At 47.9% G+C, this 14,535-nt stretch carries 11 protein-coding genes and 1 pseudogene; 3 read left to right on the plus strand and 9 right to left on the minus strand.

What is annotated here, in order from left to right; genetic code table 11:
* Nucleotides 1-35: 35 nt before the first annotated feature.
* The 3 genes from FZD51_RS06175 to FZD51_RS06185 all read right to left on the minus strand — a co-directional run bounded on the left by FZD51_RS06175 (nucleotide 36) and on the right by FZD51_RS06185 (nucleotide 5,519).
* Entirely contained in the window at nucleotides 36-1,820 is a 1,785-nt protein-coding gene (locus FZD51_RS06175) for an acyl-CoA dehydrogenase family protein (protein ID WP_148973961.1), read from the minus strand.
* Nucleotides 1,821-1,902: 82 nt separating this feature from the next.
* Nucleotides 1,903-3,078 (minus strand): acetyl-CoA C-acetyltransferase, encoded by a 1,176-nt coding sequence (locus tag FZD51_RS06180; protein ID WP_148973962.1) that lies wholly within the window; start codon nucleotides 3,076-3,078, stop codon nucleotides 1,903-1,905.
* A 59-nt stretch (nucleotides 3,079-3,137) separates the two neighbouring features.
* Nucleotides 3,138-5,519, minus strand: coding sequence for a 3-hydroxyacyl-CoA dehydrogenase/enoyl-CoA hydratase family protein (locus FZD51_RS06185; RefSeq protein ID WP_187445672.1), 2,382 nt, complete (start codon nucleotides 5,517-5,519; stop codon nucleotides 3,138-3,140).
* Nucleotides 5,520-5,827: 308 nt separating this feature from the next.
* Here FZD51_RS06185 and FZD51_RS06190 point away from each other — a divergent pair.
* Nucleotides 5,828-5,944 (plus strand): annotated as a pseudogene (locus FZD51_RS06190) (YuzL family protein); the annotation flags it as partial.
* 563 nt (nucleotides 5,945-6,507) lie between these two features.
* Here FZD51_RS06190 and FZD51_RS06195 read toward each other — a convergent pair.
* The 6 genes from FZD51_RS06195 to FZD51_RS06220 all read right to left on the minus strand — a co-directional run bounded on the left by FZD51_RS06195 (nucleotide 6,508) and on the right by FZD51_RS06220 (nucleotide 11,708).
* Nucleotides 6,508-7,425: a proline dehydrogenase family protein gene (locus FZD51_RS06195; protein ID WP_148973965.1), complete on the minus strand. Its 918-nt coding sequence runs from the start codon at nucleotides 7,423-7,425 to the stop codon at nucleotides 6,508-6,510.
* 359 nt (nucleotides 7,426-7,784) lie between these two features.
* Nucleotides 7,785-8,045: a YusU family protein gene (locus FZD51_RS06200; protein WP_148973966.1), complete on the minus strand. Its 261-nt coding sequence runs from the start codon at nucleotides 8,043-8,045 to the stop codon at nucleotides 7,785-7,787.
* An 18-nt stretch (nucleotides 8,046-8,063) separates the two neighbouring features.
* On the minus strand, nucleotides 8,064-8,780 hold the full coding sequence (locus FZD51_RS06205) for an IucA/IucC family C-terminal-domain containing protein (protein WP_148973967.1): 717 nt from the start codon (nucleotides 8,778-8,780) through the stop codon (nucleotides 8,064-8,066).
* Nucleotides 8,773-9,600, minus strand: a complete 828-nt coding sequence (locus tag FZD51_RS06210) for an ABC transporter ATP-binding protein (protein WP_148973968.1) — start codon at nucleotides 9,598-9,600, stop codon at nucleotides 8,773-8,775. Before FZD51_RS06210 ends, FZD51_RS06205 begins: the two co-directional genes overlap by 8 nt.
* 51 nt (nucleotides 9,601-9,651) lie before the next feature.
* Complete coding sequence (locus FZD51_RS06215; RefSeq protein ID WP_148973969.1) at nucleotides 9,652-10,707, minus strand: FecCD family ABC transporter permease; 1,056 nt, start codon at nucleotides 10,705-10,707, stop codon at nucleotides 9,652-9,654.
* On the minus strand, nucleotides 10,707-11,708 hold the full coding sequence (locus FZD51_RS06220; protein WP_148973970.1) for a FecCD family ABC transporter permease: 1,002 nt from the start codon (nucleotides 11,706-11,708) through the stop codon (nucleotides 10,707-10,709). Before FZD51_RS06220 ends, FZD51_RS06215 begins: the two co-directional genes overlap by 1 nt.
* Before the next feature lie 199 nt (nucleotides 11,709-11,907).
* Here FZD51_RS06220 and FZD51_RS06225 point away from each other — a divergent pair, with 199 nt between their 5' ends.
* Both FZD51_RS06225 and FZD51_RS06230 read left to right on the plus strand, forming a co-directional pair.
* Entirely contained in the window at nucleotides 11,908-12,879 is a 972-nt protein-coding gene (locus tag FZD51_RS06225; RefSeq protein WP_148973971.1) for an ABC transporter substrate-binding protein, read from the plus strand.
* A gap of 162 nt (nucleotides 12,880-13,041) precedes the next feature.
* Nucleotides 13,042-14,523, plus strand: coding sequence for a spore germination protein (locus FZD51_RS06230; RefSeq protein ID WP_148973972.1), 1,482 nt, complete (start codon nucleotides 13,042-13,044; stop codon nucleotides 14,521-14,523).
* Nucleotides 14,524-14,535 lie beyond the last annotated feature (12 nt).

Consider the following 14,535-nt stretch of genomic DNA (forward strand, 5'->3'; position numbering starts at 1 on the left):
ATGCTTCTTTTAGCCAGTTTCGGATTTATATCCGATTATAGTACAAAACGCTCAGCGTCGATCAGCTTCTCTGAGGCCTCGCGCTTTTTAGCGATCAGATTGATCGGTGTGTGGCGGGTGAATTTGCGGAGAGCGGAAAGCATCATGCGCAGTGCATCCCCATCCTCTGCAGCAACCAAAGTCTCTTTCGCATCCTGTTCGATCTTATTGAATGCCTCCTGGCAGAAAATCTGCGTGTAAAGAAGCTTTTGCTTGCTCTTTTCAGCGCCGTCCTTGCTGATAGCCTTTTCCGTCCGGAGAACCGCCGACTCCATTGCATAGGCATTGGAAACGATGTCTGCAATATTCACCAGGATTTCCTGTTCTTTTTCAATCGCTTTGCCAAACTTCTGTGCGGCAAGCCCTGCTGCAAGCAAGCCGATTTTCTTGGCATTCTTCACTAAATATTTTTCCTGTGCCAAAGGCTCATCTCCAGGCTCCTCAGGCATCAGCATCATCAGCTCTTCCTGGAGCGCCTGTGCTTTCTGGAATAATGGCAGCTCTCCTTTGAAAGCTTTGCGCAGGTAAGTGCCAGGCACAAGAAGGCGGTTGATTTCGTTTGTACCTTCGAAAATCCTGTTGATGCGGGAATCGCGGTAGATCCTTTCAATTTCATATTCAGCCATGAAACCATAGCCGCCATGCAGCTGTACGCCTTCATCGGCAATATAGTCAAGGACTTCTGTTGCAAAGAACTTGTTCAGGGAGCACTCGATTGCGTACTCTGCAATAGAGTTGGCAACTTCCTTGCCGTTCTTTACTTCTTCATCTGTAAGCCTGCTCATCCGGTCCTCGAACAAACCGACTGTACGGTAGACAGAGCTCTCAGCCGCATACAGCTTTGCCGCCATATTGGCAAGCTTCTCTTTCGTAAGGTTGAATTGGGAAATCGGCGTTTTGAACTGCTGGCGCTGATTTGTATATTGTACAGTAACTTCGTACGCACGCTTGGAAGCTCCGACAGCTCCTACTCCAAGCTTGTAGCGGCCGATATTCAGGATATTGAAAGCAATGATATGCCCCTTGCCAAGTTCACCCAGCAGATTTTCCTTCGGCACTTGTGCATCTTCCAGGATCAGCGTCCTTGTGGAAGAGCTCTTGATGCCCATTTTCTTTTCCTCAGGGCCCGTTGAAACACCAGGGTACTCCCTCTCAACAATGAAGGCGGAGAAATGTTCGCCATCCACTTTCGCATAAACCACAAACACATCGGCAAAGCCGGCATTGGTAATCCATTGCTTCTCGCCGTTCAGAACATAGTGCGTGCCTTCAGCGTTTAATTTTGCAGTCGTTTTTGCCCCAAGTGCATCTGATCCTGAACCCGGTTCAGTGAGTGCATAGGCAGCAATCTTTTCACCAGTCGCCAGAAGAGGCAGATATTTTTGCTTTTGCTCTTCATCTCCGAACAAAACGATTGGAAGCGATCCGATTCCGACATGGGCGCCATGCGTGATTGAGAACCCGCCTGCACGGGACATTTTTTCAGCAATCAGAGCTGAGCTCACCTTATCAAGGCCAAGTCCGCCGTACTCTTCCGGCATATCTGCACCAAGGAGCCCAAGGTCCCCTGCCTGCTTCAGCAGTTTTACAGAGCGGTCAAATTCATGGTTCTCCAGGTGTTCAACCTGCGGGACCACTTCATTTACGACATAATCTTCAGTTGTCTTGGCAATCATTTTCTGCTCATCAGTATAATCCTCTGGTGTAAACACACGCTCATAGGATACATCATCAATCAGGAAGCTTCCGCCTTTGATTACGTTTTCTGTTTGGTTAGACATTCTTTTATCCTCCATTCAATTGAAGGAGCACCTGGCTCCGGTTTTTTATTGAAAGTTAAGATTTTAATATGATAGATGGCGTTTAGAGAAGCTCGAATACCCCGGCTGCACCCATGCCGCCGCCGATGCACATTGTGACTACCCCGAACTGCTGGTTGCGGCGCTTCATTTCGTGCAGAAGAGTAAGAGTCAATTTTGCACCTGTACAGCCCAGCGGATGCCCAAGGGCGATTGCTCCGCCGTTAACATTCACTTTATCCTCATCAAGGCCAAGCTCTCTGATAATCTGGATGGATTGTGAAGCAAATGCCTCATTCAGTTCGAACAGGCCGATATCAGACAGCTCCAGGCCTGCAAGCTTCAATGCTTTAGGAATCGCCACAATCGGTCCGATCCCCATTACTTCAGGGGGCACACCGCCAACGGCAAAGCTTCTGAACTTGGCCATCGGCTTCAGGCTGAGGGAATCTGCTTTCTCCCGGTCCATCACCATGACCGCGGCAGCGCCGTCGCTTGTCTGTGATGAGTTTCCTGCCGTAACTGAACCTGTGACAGAGAAAGCTGGACGCAGCCTGCCGAGTGTATCGACCGTTGAATCAGGGCGCACTCCCTCATCTGTAGTGAATTGAACGTTTTTCTCAACAAGCTTATTATCCTTTCCGACTGAACGGAAGGTCACATCCACCGGCACGATTTCATCCTGGAACTTTCCTTCCTGGATCGCTTTTGCCGCTCGCTGATGGCTCCGGACCGCGAATGCATCCTGGTCTTCACGGCTGATGCCGTATTTTTTGGCTACTTCTTCTGCCGTATGCCCCATGCCCATATAATATTCTGGTGCACTTTCCGCGAGCTTTGCATTCGGGCGGACCACATGGCCCATCATCGGCACAAGGCTCATTGATTCAGCCCCGCCTGCGATGACAGTGTCCGCACTGCCTACCATGATTTTTTCTGCAGCATAAGCAATGGTCTGCAGGCCGGAAGAACAATAACGGTTCACTGTTACTGCCGGCACTGTATGAGGCAGCCCGGCAAGCGCCCCGATATTGCGGGCCATGTTCAGCCCCTGCTCAGCCTCCGGCATGGCACAGCCGATAATCAGGTCATCGATATTGCCTTCATATCCTCCGGCACGCCTTAAGGTTTCTTTTACAGCCAGTGCCCCCAAATCATCTGGACGGACATGGGCGAGTGTTCCTTTTTTCGCTTTGCCGACGGGCGTCCTGGCACCAGCAACAATAACTGCTTCTCTCATCGTTCATTCCCTCTCTTTCTATGGATGTTCGAGATTTAATCTATCAATCTGCCAATCTGTCAGTTGCGCAATGGTTTTCCTTTTACAAGCATATGCTGCATGCGCTGCTGGGATTTCGGCTGCGCTACCAGGCTGAGGAATGCTTCCCTTTCCAGATCCAGAAGATACTGTTCATCAACTTCTGTCCCGTATGGCACCTTGCCGCCGGCAATGACATACGCCAGCTTTTGGGCAATTTTTAGATCATGCTCAGAAATAAAGCCGGAATACAGCATCGCCTGCGCTCCAAGGAGAAGCGTCGCATATCCCGTTTCACCGACTACAGGAATATTCTTCCTTACCGGCGGCGTATAGCCTTGTTCATGGAGAGCAAGTACAGCCTGCTTTGCATCATACAGCTGATGGTCCCCGTTCACGCTGATTCCGTCTGCAGCTCCCAGGAAGTTGTTTTCCCTTGCTTCCTCCCCTGAAGTTGATACCTTGGCCATAGCGATGCTTTCGAATACTTTGTTGGCCACTTTTTGCAGATCAAATTCCACTCCGTTTGGCATGCCTTCAAGATGCTTGATATACAGCTCCTTGTTGCCGCCTCCGCCAGGGATGAGGCCGACGCCTGCTTCCACAAGCCCCATATAAGTTTCCATTGAAGCCTGGATATGCGCTGCCGGCAGGCATATCTCTGCGCCGCCGCCAAGCGTCATGGCAAATGGCGCAGCCACTACCGGCTTGGTGCTGTACTTGATTTTCATCATCGCCTGCTGGAAGTGGCGGACAACCATATCCAGTTCAAAGACATTATCATCCTGGGCCTCCATCAGGATCATGGCCAGATTGGCGCCGACGGAGAAGTTCTTGCCCTGGTTGCCGATCACAAGGCCCTTGAAGTTCTTTTCAACCTCATCAACCGCAAAATTGATCATCTGGATAATATCGAGTCCGATTGCATTGCTTTGTGAATGGAATTCAAGAAGGGCAACCCCGTCTCCAAGGTCCAGCAGGCTCGCGCCTGTATTCTTCTTGATAACTCCCTTTTGTTTTTTAAGCTTTTTTAGATTAATATTCTTTGGATTTTCTTCTTCCGGCACATACTCGCCGTTTTTATAAAAAGAAATATCCCCGTTTTCTTCTTTATAGAAGGATGTATGCCCATTGGAGAGCATTTCCTTGATCCATGCAGGGACTTCCTTGCCTTCAGCTTCCATTTTACCGACAGATTTTTCAAGGCCGATAGCGTCCCATGTTTCAAATGGGCCCATTTGCCAGCCAAAGCCCCATTTCATGGCTTTATCTATGCTTGTGACATCATCTGCAATTTCGCCAAGCAGCTCGGCAGAGTACAGCAGCGCCGGGCTTAGAATATTCCAGAGAAGCTGTCCGGCTTTGTCATCTGCGTATACAAGCGCTTTCAATTTATTAGCCAATCCTTTTTCCTGCTTGCTCATTTCAACCGAAGCAGCTTTCAGCTTTTGGCGCGGCCCGTATTCAAGTGTGTCCGGATTGAGTTCAAGGATTTCTTTTCCTTCTTTCTTAAAGAAACCCTGTCCTGATTTGCTTCCAAGCCAGCCATTCTCAAGCATCTGCTTCATGAATACCGGCACTTCAAAGGCTTCTTTTTCCTTGCCGTCCACCTGTTCATATACGTTGTTCGCCACGTGGATGAACGTATCAAGCCCAACCACATCCAGAGTCCGGAATGTAGCGCTTTTCGGCCTGCCGATCAGGGGACCTGTCACAGAGTCTACTTCTCCTACGCTATAGCCGCCTTTGAGCATTTCCTGCACGGTGATCAGAAGTCCGTATGTCCCGATGCGGTTCCCGATGAAATTCGGGGTATCCTTCGCTTCTACAACGCCTTTGCCAAGCACATCTTCACCGAATTTCTTCATAAAAGAAAGGACTTCAGGTGCTGTCGTTTTTGCAGGGATCACTTCCAGCAGCTTCAGATAGCGCGGCGGATTGAAAAAGTGGGTGCCGATAAAATGCTTCTGGAAATCATCGGATCTTCCTTCAGCCATGCTGTTCACGGAAATCCCGGAAGTGTTGGAGCTGACAATGCTGCCGGGCTTCCGGAACTGGTCAACCTTCGCAAATACCTTCTTTTTTATGTCCAGATTTTCGACGACTACTTCGATAATCCAGTCTACATCTTTTAAACGTTCCATATCATCTTCAAAATTGCCGGCTTCAAGCAGCGCAAGGCTTTTTTTGGATGTGAGCGGTGCCGGCTTCTGCTTGAGAAGCTTTTGCAGCGCTCCCTGGCTGATCCTGTTTCTGACCGCTTTATCTTCCAAAGTCAGGCCTTTCTTCTGCTCTGCCTCATTCAGTTCACGAGGCACGATATCCAGCAGCAATGTCGGGATGCCAATGTTCGCCAAGTGTGCAGCAATGCCCGAGCCCATTACGCCGGAACCTAATACTGCTGCCTTCTTAATTTGTTGGATCAATTTTGTTTCCCCCTTTGACACTTTTGAATGAACACTCATTCATTTTCCTGATAAAAAAAATGGCAGAGAATGAGTTCTGTTAGTTAATACTATAAGATATTTCTGAAATTTTCGCAATATTTAGCAGTGAAATTTATTAAAATTTACAATCTCTGGCTAATAGTGAATTATCTTTGAATGGACAACCTAGTATGGAAGCCCCCCAAAGATGAACGGCACTTTATTGGCAAATGCAGTTCTTCGGGCGGGCAATCCCCGACTAATATTTGATTGGCAGGCAGGAGGTGAGCAGGATGAAGCATTAGAAAAACCCTTCTAAAGCAGGCGTGAGCGCCGCCAGTGTAAAAGGTGACGCTGGCCCGACAGTTGAACGTGACGGCGGAGGCAAGAGAAACAGCCAAAATAATCAGTATAAGAAGTAAGAATTGATGCAGGGGAGCGGGTGGCCGCTCTCTTTTTTGTGATTGTTTGGGAGGATGGCGGGGTGGCGAGGTGGAAATTAGGGGAGAGTTGGGGGATCAGGGGGTTTGAGGTGGGGCTGAGGTGGGGCTGAGGTGGGGTTGGCGGGGGTTTCGGTGGGTTGTATTTGCGGATATTAGCAACTTTTGGGATTTATTAGCAAGTTTGGTGGTTTATTAGCAACTTTCCTGTTTTATTAGCAAATTCTGGATTTTATTAGCAACTTTCAGCTTTTATTAGCAACTGGCCGCTTTCATCCACAATTACTAAGCGGCCTGCCGGTATTTGGGGACTTTCTCCTTGCACAGGGCAGTCAACCGACGGATCCTGCCTCCTTTATTTGCGAGATTTCCGATTTATTTGCGTGTTTCAGTTTTTATTTGCGACTTTCTGATTATATTTGCGACTCACAATTTTTATTTGCGGCTTCTCCATTATATTTGCGATTCCCCCATCCACACCACCAGCCAGCCCCTCTTCAAAACATCAAAAAAGCCCAGCAGATCCCCCGCTGGGCCTTACATACCTATTTCTTAACCATGCCCTTCAGCACAAATGCCACATTGGCCGGGCGCTCTGCGAGCCTGCGCATGAAATAGCCGTACCAGTCTGTTCCATAAGGGACGTATACCCTCATTTTATAGCCTTCATTGGCGAGCTCCAGCTGACGCTCATTGCGGATGCCGTAGAGCATCTGGAATTCAAATTGGCTGTTTGGGATATTATGTTCCCTGACCAGCTGCTTTGTATAGTCGATAATCGCATCATCGTGGGTGGCAACGGCTGTGTAGTTGCCGTTAATGAGATGCATTTTAATGATTTTCTTGAAGTTTTCATCCACGTCTTTCTTTTCCGGGAATGCAACCTCCGGGGATTCTTTATAGGCACCCTTTACAAGCCTCAGATTGGGCGAATATTGGTTTAGGTCGTCCATGTCGCCCTCTGTCCTGTACAGATAAGCCTGAATGACTGTCCCAATATTATCGTATTCCGATTTAAGCTGCTTGAAGATATCAAGTGTCTTCTGGCAGCGTGAATAGTCTTCCATATCGATCGTGACAAATACGCCGTTTTTCTTAGCTGCTTCCAGGATGCGCCTCATATTCCCCATTACCACATCATCGGAAATATCCAGGCCCATGCTCGTCATTTTGAGCGACAGCTGTGAATTGATTCCTTCACGGCCGATTGCTTCGATTGCCAAAATTGAGTTATCCGCCATTTCCCTTGCTTCTGCCTCATTGTCCACGAATTCGCCCAAATAATCAATGGTCACCACCAGACCCTTGCTGTTAAGATCTTTAATTACGTTGACTGCCTGGCTGATCATTTCTCCCGCAACGAAGCGGCTGGCCCCAAAACGAAGGCCGTACTTCTTCGCAAGCTTTGTCAGCGATTTATTTTTGGATAAAAAGAGAAAAAAGTCCCTCATTACTTGTTCCATAATGGCTCCCCCTTGAAAACGCATACATTTTGGATAATTAAGCCCTGTCTTTCAGCGAAATCCGGGCAGTGGCAAAGGATCATGATTCATGGATCATATTCAATTTTGTATATGGTCAATTTTCTGAAATGTGCCTTTGATAACCATAATTCTATCATCTTTCTCTTTATTTGAATATAATTTTCCGTGAAATTTAGCGAGATTTGTCGGCTGCTGGCCAAACTCTTCTATTTGCTGTTATATCGCTTTATTCCGGCTTCGATTAAATGCAGCTCCCTGCCTTTCATTCTGTCTTCCAGCTTTTTCTTGTATAGCAAAGCTGCATAATAAAAGGACCTTCCACCCTGGAAGATCCTTCATTAGTCGCTTCTGCTATTTTCTTCTTTCCGCTTTGCTTCATTAAGCTCTTTGATTTCCATGATCAGCTTCTTGACCGATTCCTTCGACTCCGGGCAGGTTCCATTCCAATGGCGGGCAAGAGCTGGCATTGATTTCGCGATATGATTATAAAGAATCCATATCTTTACCTTTTCGGTCATTTCCTCATTAGCTTCGCCGACAAGAAGTTCAGTATATTTGCTATAAAGGCCTTCTATTTCTTCTTTGAATTTTGGATCCATATTAAACTCCCCTTTCACTCACCCCAATGATTTTGGACAGGTGGTGCACCGCATTGAATCATCTATGAGATTCGAAAGGCAGCATGTCTTCCTCATCTTTGCTTCCTTCTCAGGCGAATGGAACTTTTTTAAAGGATTGTCCTTTATGCCGAATACTTTTCCAGGCAATCCCAGGAGACAGGCAAAATCACCCGCACCTCTTGCTTTCACCTCATCATGTTCACCAGCGAGGACTGATTCGTAGAGCCAATGGATGTAAACGGCTATGTTTTCCCACAGAATATATCTGGAGACTCCAGCTGCTTTGGATACTCTTTCCAGCAGAATTTTCATATGTTTTGAAAATAAAGCTTCAAAACATTCTTCCCTCCGCTCTTCACGGGGTTCAGGCTCTGTTTGAACGGAACTTGTATCCTTGAAATAAAAGCCTGGAAGCCACATTCCATTTTTATAGCCTGATACCACAGTGATATTGGGAAATGATACATCAAGCCTGCAATTTCCGGCTGTGAAGCTATATAAATAGATTACTGCCATGAAGCTGTATCTTTTAATAAAAAGTGACCCTGCGGCTGGGAGGGGTGCATCAAGCTCTTTCGCAAGCCTGTTCAGATATATTTCCATTTCCCCCGGCAGAAGAAGATGATCTGCATTTACTGAGAGAGGATCATCGTTCTCCTCCCGGACAAGGCGGAAATCTTCAAGCCTGCGTAAAGCCAGGGCTGATTCAGACACTGGCAGCCTCAGGCTTCTTCAGAATGCATCTGCCTTTTCCGTACGGGATGCATAATGGCGTGCCGAAAAGCGGATCCATTGTGACCTCGCATTCCATTCCGAACACATTGCGGACCAGGCTGCAATTGATGACGAACTCTGGCTTGCCCTGGGCAAAAATCTTTTTGTCCTTGATTGCTACTATATTATGGGCATAGCGGCAGGCAAGATTTAAGTCATGCAGAACCATCAGGATTGTCCTGTTCTCCCTCTCGTTGAGTTCAAACAGAAGATCAAGGATTTCAATCTGATGGGTCATATCCAGGTAAGTCGTGGGCTCATCCAGAAGAATGATATCGGTATCCTGCGCAAGTGTCATGGCAATCCATGCCCTCTGCCTCTGGCCGCCGGACAGGGAATCGACTGTGCGGTCCTTCAGGTGCTCGATCCCGGTTGCAGCAAGCGCATCATTCACCTTTGCTTCATCATCTTCGGTCCATTGCTTCAGCCATGTCTGATGCGGATATCTCCCCTGTTTCACAAGCTGCAGGACAGTCAGCCCTTCTGGTGCAGATGGCGATTGCGGCAGTATGGCCATCCTTCTTGCTACATCCTTTGTGGACAGCTTGGAGATGGCTTTTCCTTCAAGCAGGACTGAACCTGATTTCGGCTTCAAAAGCCTTGCAATCGAACGCAGCAGGGTTGATTTCCCGCAGCCGTTCCCTCCGATGAATACTGTGATTTCCCCCTTTGGGATTTCCAGCTCCAGTTCATTTATGATAATGGTGTCCCCATATGAAAGTGTCAGCTCTTTTGTTGAAATAGCCTGCCCGGCGGTCATAGCGATCTCTCCTTTTTTATCTTTTCATCCAATGGCTGATATTCTTATATGCTATCCATTTCGGGTTTTAAATAATAAGTAAATAAAATACGGCGCCCCGATGCTGGCAGTAAACACACCTGCCGGAATTTCAAGGGGCGAGAACAGTGTCCTGCCTATCAGATCGGCTGCCATTACAAGTATGCCGCCAATCAGGCCGGCAGTCGGCAGCAGGGCACCGAATGATGAGCCGACGAGCCTCCTTGCAATATGGGGAGCCATGAGCCCGACAAATCCAATCCCTCCGGCGAATGCAACAGATCCGCCGATCAGGCCTGTGCTGAGCATCAGCATGATGAATCTGTGGCGCTGCACTGCTCCGCCGATCCCGGTGGCCACATCATCCCCAAGCTCCTGGATGTTCAGGTTGCGGGCAAATATCATAGCCAGTGCCGATAATAGGATGATCCATGGGACAATAATTTTAACATTATCCCAATTCGATCCGTGGACAGTACCCGTGATCCATATATTGGCCTGTGAAGCCTGGTGGATGGGGCCAAGGATCATCATCAGATTAGTAAGCGCCTGGGTGAGGGTGGATATCCCTATTCCGATCAGCACAAGCCTGATTGGTGATGATCCATTTTTCCATGCCAGAAGATAGACAAGGAAAGCAATGGCTGCAGCGCCTGCGAAAGCGGCAACAGGCATCCATTCTATACTTACGGTCAAGGCATTATTATCATCACTGAATATCGCCAGGAAAGCCACAACGGCGACAGATGCGCCTCCGGTGATCCCGATGATGTCAGGTGAAGCAAGCGGGTTCCTGATCATCCCCTGAAGAATGCCCCCGGCAACAGCAAGCCCTATTCCCACCATAAGGGCAACAATAATTCTTGGCAGGCGGAAGTTCTTGATGACCAGCTGCTCCATATTCGTCCCTCCGCCAAAAAGGACCTGCAGCACTTTGAGCGGATTTATTTTCATCTCCCCCGTGCCTGTGCTGAAAAGAAAGACAAGGAAAGCAGCAGCAGCGAGAATGATTATGGTAAAAAGTGATTTACGGTCAGCCAGGAAGGAAATCCTGCCTTTGAATATCCTTAAATTTATATACTTGGACATCAGCTGCCAAACCCCCTTCTGGCGATATAAACAAAGAACGGGGTGCCGATGATGGCGGTCATGACACCGACAGGGACTTCCTGCGGCATGATGATATATCTGGCAGAAATATCTGCGGCTACAAGGAGGATACCCCCCATAATGGCTGAAAATGGGATCACCCATCGATGGTCGATCCCCACGACTGCTCTTGCCAGGTGAGGGATGACGATGCCGATGAAAACAATCGGGCCGGCTACGGCAACAGCGCCGCCAGCCAAAAGGATGATTGCGGCACCCGCGAATAGCTTCGTCCAGCCGGTGCGGAGGCCCAGCCCTGTAGCAACATCTTCGCCCATTGATATGACATTCAGCTTTTTCGCAAGTAGCAGGGATCCAATCCAGCCTGCCGCAAAGTATGGCAGTACAGCTGTGAGGGACTCCAGCTTCCTTCCTGAAACTGATCCTGCAAGCCAAAAGAGCACCTGTTCCAGCGCCGCTTCATTGACCACAAGCATACCTTGGGTGAAGGCTGAAAACATGGCGCTCATTGCAGCGCCTGCCAGTGTCAGCTTCATAGGGGTAAGCCCCTCACGCCCGACAGAGCCAATCCCATACACAGCTGCAGCGGCTGCTGCTGCTCCTGCAAAAGAGATCCAGGTGTACGCCTGGAGGCTTGAGACGGAGAACACAGATACGGCCAGAACGACTGCAAAGCCGGCGCCTGCATTCACTCCAAATACGCTCGGCGATGCGAGCGGATTCTTTGTCAGCGTCTGCATGAGCGCACCGGCAATCGCCAGGCTTGCTCCTGTAGCAGCACCTATCAGCGCCCGCGGAAGGCGGACTGATTGGAGGATAATATGTTCATTCGATCCATCAAAATCGGAAAAAGCCTCGAAAGCCATTTTCCAGGTAGTATTTGTATAGCCATACACTATGCTCGCGCACATTAGTAATAGAAGTATTAGAATTGAAATAAACAGCCCGAGCCATTTATGTCCTGTTTTTTTTAATAGCATCCTGCGTAAACCTTTCTGCACTCTTTTATAAAAAAATGACAGCTTTTCTCTATTAATAAGTCTAGGGGAATCGGCATACTCTGTCAATGAGTTTGAGAATCATTTTCATTAACCTGTTGACAGTTTGAACGCTTTCATTTTATGATAAGAAAGTCATTGAAAATGATTATCAATTAATCACATTTAGGAGGATACATATATGAAGCTGAGCAAAATTTATCTTGGCCTGTTTTCACTTATAGCCATCCTGATGCTGGCTGCCTGCGGAGGCGCTGCCGAAGATGAAGCGGCAGACAGCAAGGATTCATCATCCGGAAGCGGCGAAGATACAAGCTACACAGTAGAACATGCAATGGGAACTGAAACTTTAGAAAAAACACCTGAAAAAATTGTCATTTTGACAAACGAAGGCACTGAGGCACTTCTCGCTATGGGCGCGACCCCTGTCGGAGCTGTCCAGTCCTGGACAGGTGATCCGTGGTATGATCACATTTCAGACCAAATGAAAGATGTCCAGGTTGTCGGACTGGAGAGTGAAGTGAATGTGGAAGCCATCGCAGCTCTTGAGCCGGACTTGATCATCGGAAATAAGATGCGCCAGGAAAAGATTTACGATCAGCTGAAATCAATCGCGCCGACCGTTTTTGCGGAAACATTGCGCGGCAATTGGAAGGAAAACTTCGAGCTTTACGCCAAAGCCATCAATAAAGAGGAAGAAGGCAAACAGGTCATTGCCGATTATGATCAGCGCATCGCTGATATAAAGGAAAAACTCGGCGATGATGTGGACAAGGAAATCTCCATGGTCCGCTTCATGGCCGGAGATGTCCGCATCTATCATAAAGATTCTTTCTCGGGTGTCATTCTTGATCAGATCGGTTTTGCCCGCCCTGAGAGCCAGGATGCAGATGATTTTGCCGAGAAGAATGCCACCAAAGAACGAATTCCTGCCATGGACGGAGACGCTCTCTTCTACTTCACCTATGAAGAAGGGGACGGCGAAGCAACAGATGTGGAAAAAGAATGGATTGAAGACCCGCTCTTCAAAAACCTTGAAGTTGCTAAGGCAGGAAATGTATACAAAGTAGATGATACCATCTGGAATACAGCAGGCGGTGTCCTTGCAGCCAATCTCATGCTTGATGATATAGAAAAATTCATGATTAAATAAGGAAATTCTGCTTAACAGAAGCCCCCTCTTCTATATAGCAGCCAAAAGGATCCGGAAACGGATCCTTTTTTTATTAGCATCCGTTCATAACTATTCCAACTTTGGCAACAATATCGGTAACGCTAAAAAGATGCGGTGATATGAGTGAAAAAGAAAAGCTGGATGAAAAAGCCACGCATCCAAAAGGATGTTGAGTATAAAGACTGGGAAGAGTCACTTGTTAAATCTGAGGACTATAAAAAGACTTTCTATTATAACCAGAAAACGGGACTGAGGTTCGGCTTTTCCTTTATGTCTACACTTGTGGATGAGAGCATCCTCCAAAAAGGGGTCCTTCCTTATCTTCAGGGAGAGGAATTTACCCGGATCGAGGATGTCAAAAAGATCATTCCTATTCCAGATGTAAGTGTCTCCGAGGACCCTTCGGAAATTGAACAGAAGCTTTTCAATGGCTATGTAATGGTGACCATTGAAACAGAAGTAAAGCATTTTGCATTTGTTGCAGCCCAGAAGGAAGTTGTCAGAAGCCTGACCCAGCCTGAGGTGGAGTTCAGTGTCATCGGCCCGAAGGAGGCCTTTGTAGAAGCTATTGACCAGAACCTGAATCTGATCCGGAAAAGACTGTCCATTAAAGAGTTGATCATTGAGCAGTATACTATCGGAAAGCTGTCTAAAACGAAGGTCGCCGTCCTGTATATCGAGGGAATTGCCGACAATGAGAATGTCAACACGGTGCGGCAGCGCCTGAAGGATATTGAGATTGACCATATCATGGACAGTTCTTATCTTGTCGAAATCATAGCCGACAACCAAAACACAATATTTCCGCAAATCCTTGATTCGGAAAGGCCGGACCGGGTTTCCGGCATCCTTGCAGAAGGAAAGATCGCCATTGTGGTGGACGGCTCCCCGCAAGTGCTGATATGCCCGACGACGCTTGTGGAATATTTCAGTTCTTTTGAAGATTATTATCTGAATTGGTATTTATCTTCCTTCTTCAGGCTTGTCCGCCTGTTTGCGGTTGCCTTTTCCATTTTAATCACACCCATATATGTTGCTACACTGTCTTATCATTATGAACTGATACCAAAGGATCTGATGAGCACGCTGATCACTTCCAGGAGGGAGATTCCGCTGCCGCCGATCCTGGAGGCACTATTCCTTGAATTGACTATAGAATTGCTGCGTGAGGCCGGTGCACGGCTTCCTACCAAGGTTGGCCAGACGATCGGTATCGTAGGAGGAATCGTTATCGGGACAGCTTCTGTTGAAGCCGGCCTGACGAGCAACGTCCTTCTCATCATCGTAGCTCTCTCTGCCCTGGCGTCTTTTACTACACCAGTCTACCGGATGGGCAACACGATCCGCCTTTTGCGGTTCCCCTTCCTTTTCCTGGCTGAGTTATGGGGGCTTCTCGGGATTGTATTTTGCTTCTGCATCCTTATGACGCATCTGATCAGGCTGACTTCACTGGGCCGGCCTTTCCTGGAGCCGATCTATCCACTCAGAGTACCGGATTTAAAGGACGCGCTTATCCGCCTGCCATTCTCAAAGCAGTCAAAAAGGCCGGTATATGTCCGGGCTGAGCAGCCGAGGCGTTTTTCAAAAAAGAAGGCTCAGCAAAAGAAAGACATTGATGAGTAAAACGGAGGGTTA

The sequence above is a fragment of the Bacillus infantis genome (assembly GCF_008180445.1).
Classification (GTDB): Bacteria; Bacillota; Bacilli; order Bacillales; family Cytobacillaceae; genus Bacillus_AB; species Bacillus_AB infantis_B.

What these genes read in the sequence shown, in the direction of transcription:
- FZD51_RS06175 (WP_148973961.1), bottom strand. Translation starts at nt 1,820, where the DNA reads ATGTCTAACCAAACAGAAAACGTAATCAAAGGCGGAAGCTTCCTGATT.
- FZD51_RS06180 (WP_148973962.1), bottom strand. Translation starts at nt 3,078, where the DNA reads ATGAGAGAAGCAGTTATTGTTGCTGGTGCCAGGACGCCCGTCGGCAAA.
- FZD51_RS06195 (WP_148973965.1), bottom strand. Translation starts at nt 7,425, where the DNA reads ATGGAACAAGTAATGAGGGACTTTTTTCTCTTTTTATCCAAAAATAAA.
- FZD51_RS06200 (WP_148973966.1), bottom strand. Translation starts at nt 8,045, where the DNA reads ATGGATCCAAAATTCAAAGAAGAAATAGAAGGCCTTTATAGCAAATAT.
- FZD51_RS06210 (WP_148973968.1), bottom strand. Translation starts at nt 9,600, where the DNA reads ATGACCGCCGGGCAGGCTATTTCAACAAAAGAGCTGACACTTTCATAT.
- FZD51_RS06215 (WP_148973969.1), bottom strand. Translation starts at nt 10,707, where the DNA reads ATGTCCAAGTATATAAATTTAAGGATATTCAAAGGCAGGATTTCCTTC.
- FZD51_RS06220 (WP_148973970.1), bottom strand. Translation starts at nt 11,708, where the DNA reads ATGCTATTAAAAAAAACAGGACATAAATGGCTCGGGCTGTTTATTTCA.
- FZD51_RS06225 (WP_148973971.1), top strand. Translation starts at nt 11,908, where the DNA reads ATGAAGCTGAGCAAAATTTATCTTGGCCTGTTTTCACTTATAGCCATC.
- FZD51_RS06230 (WP_148973972.1), top strand. Translation starts at nt 13,042, where the DNA reads ATGAAAAAGCCACGCATCCAAAAGGATGTTGAGTATAAAGACTGGGAA.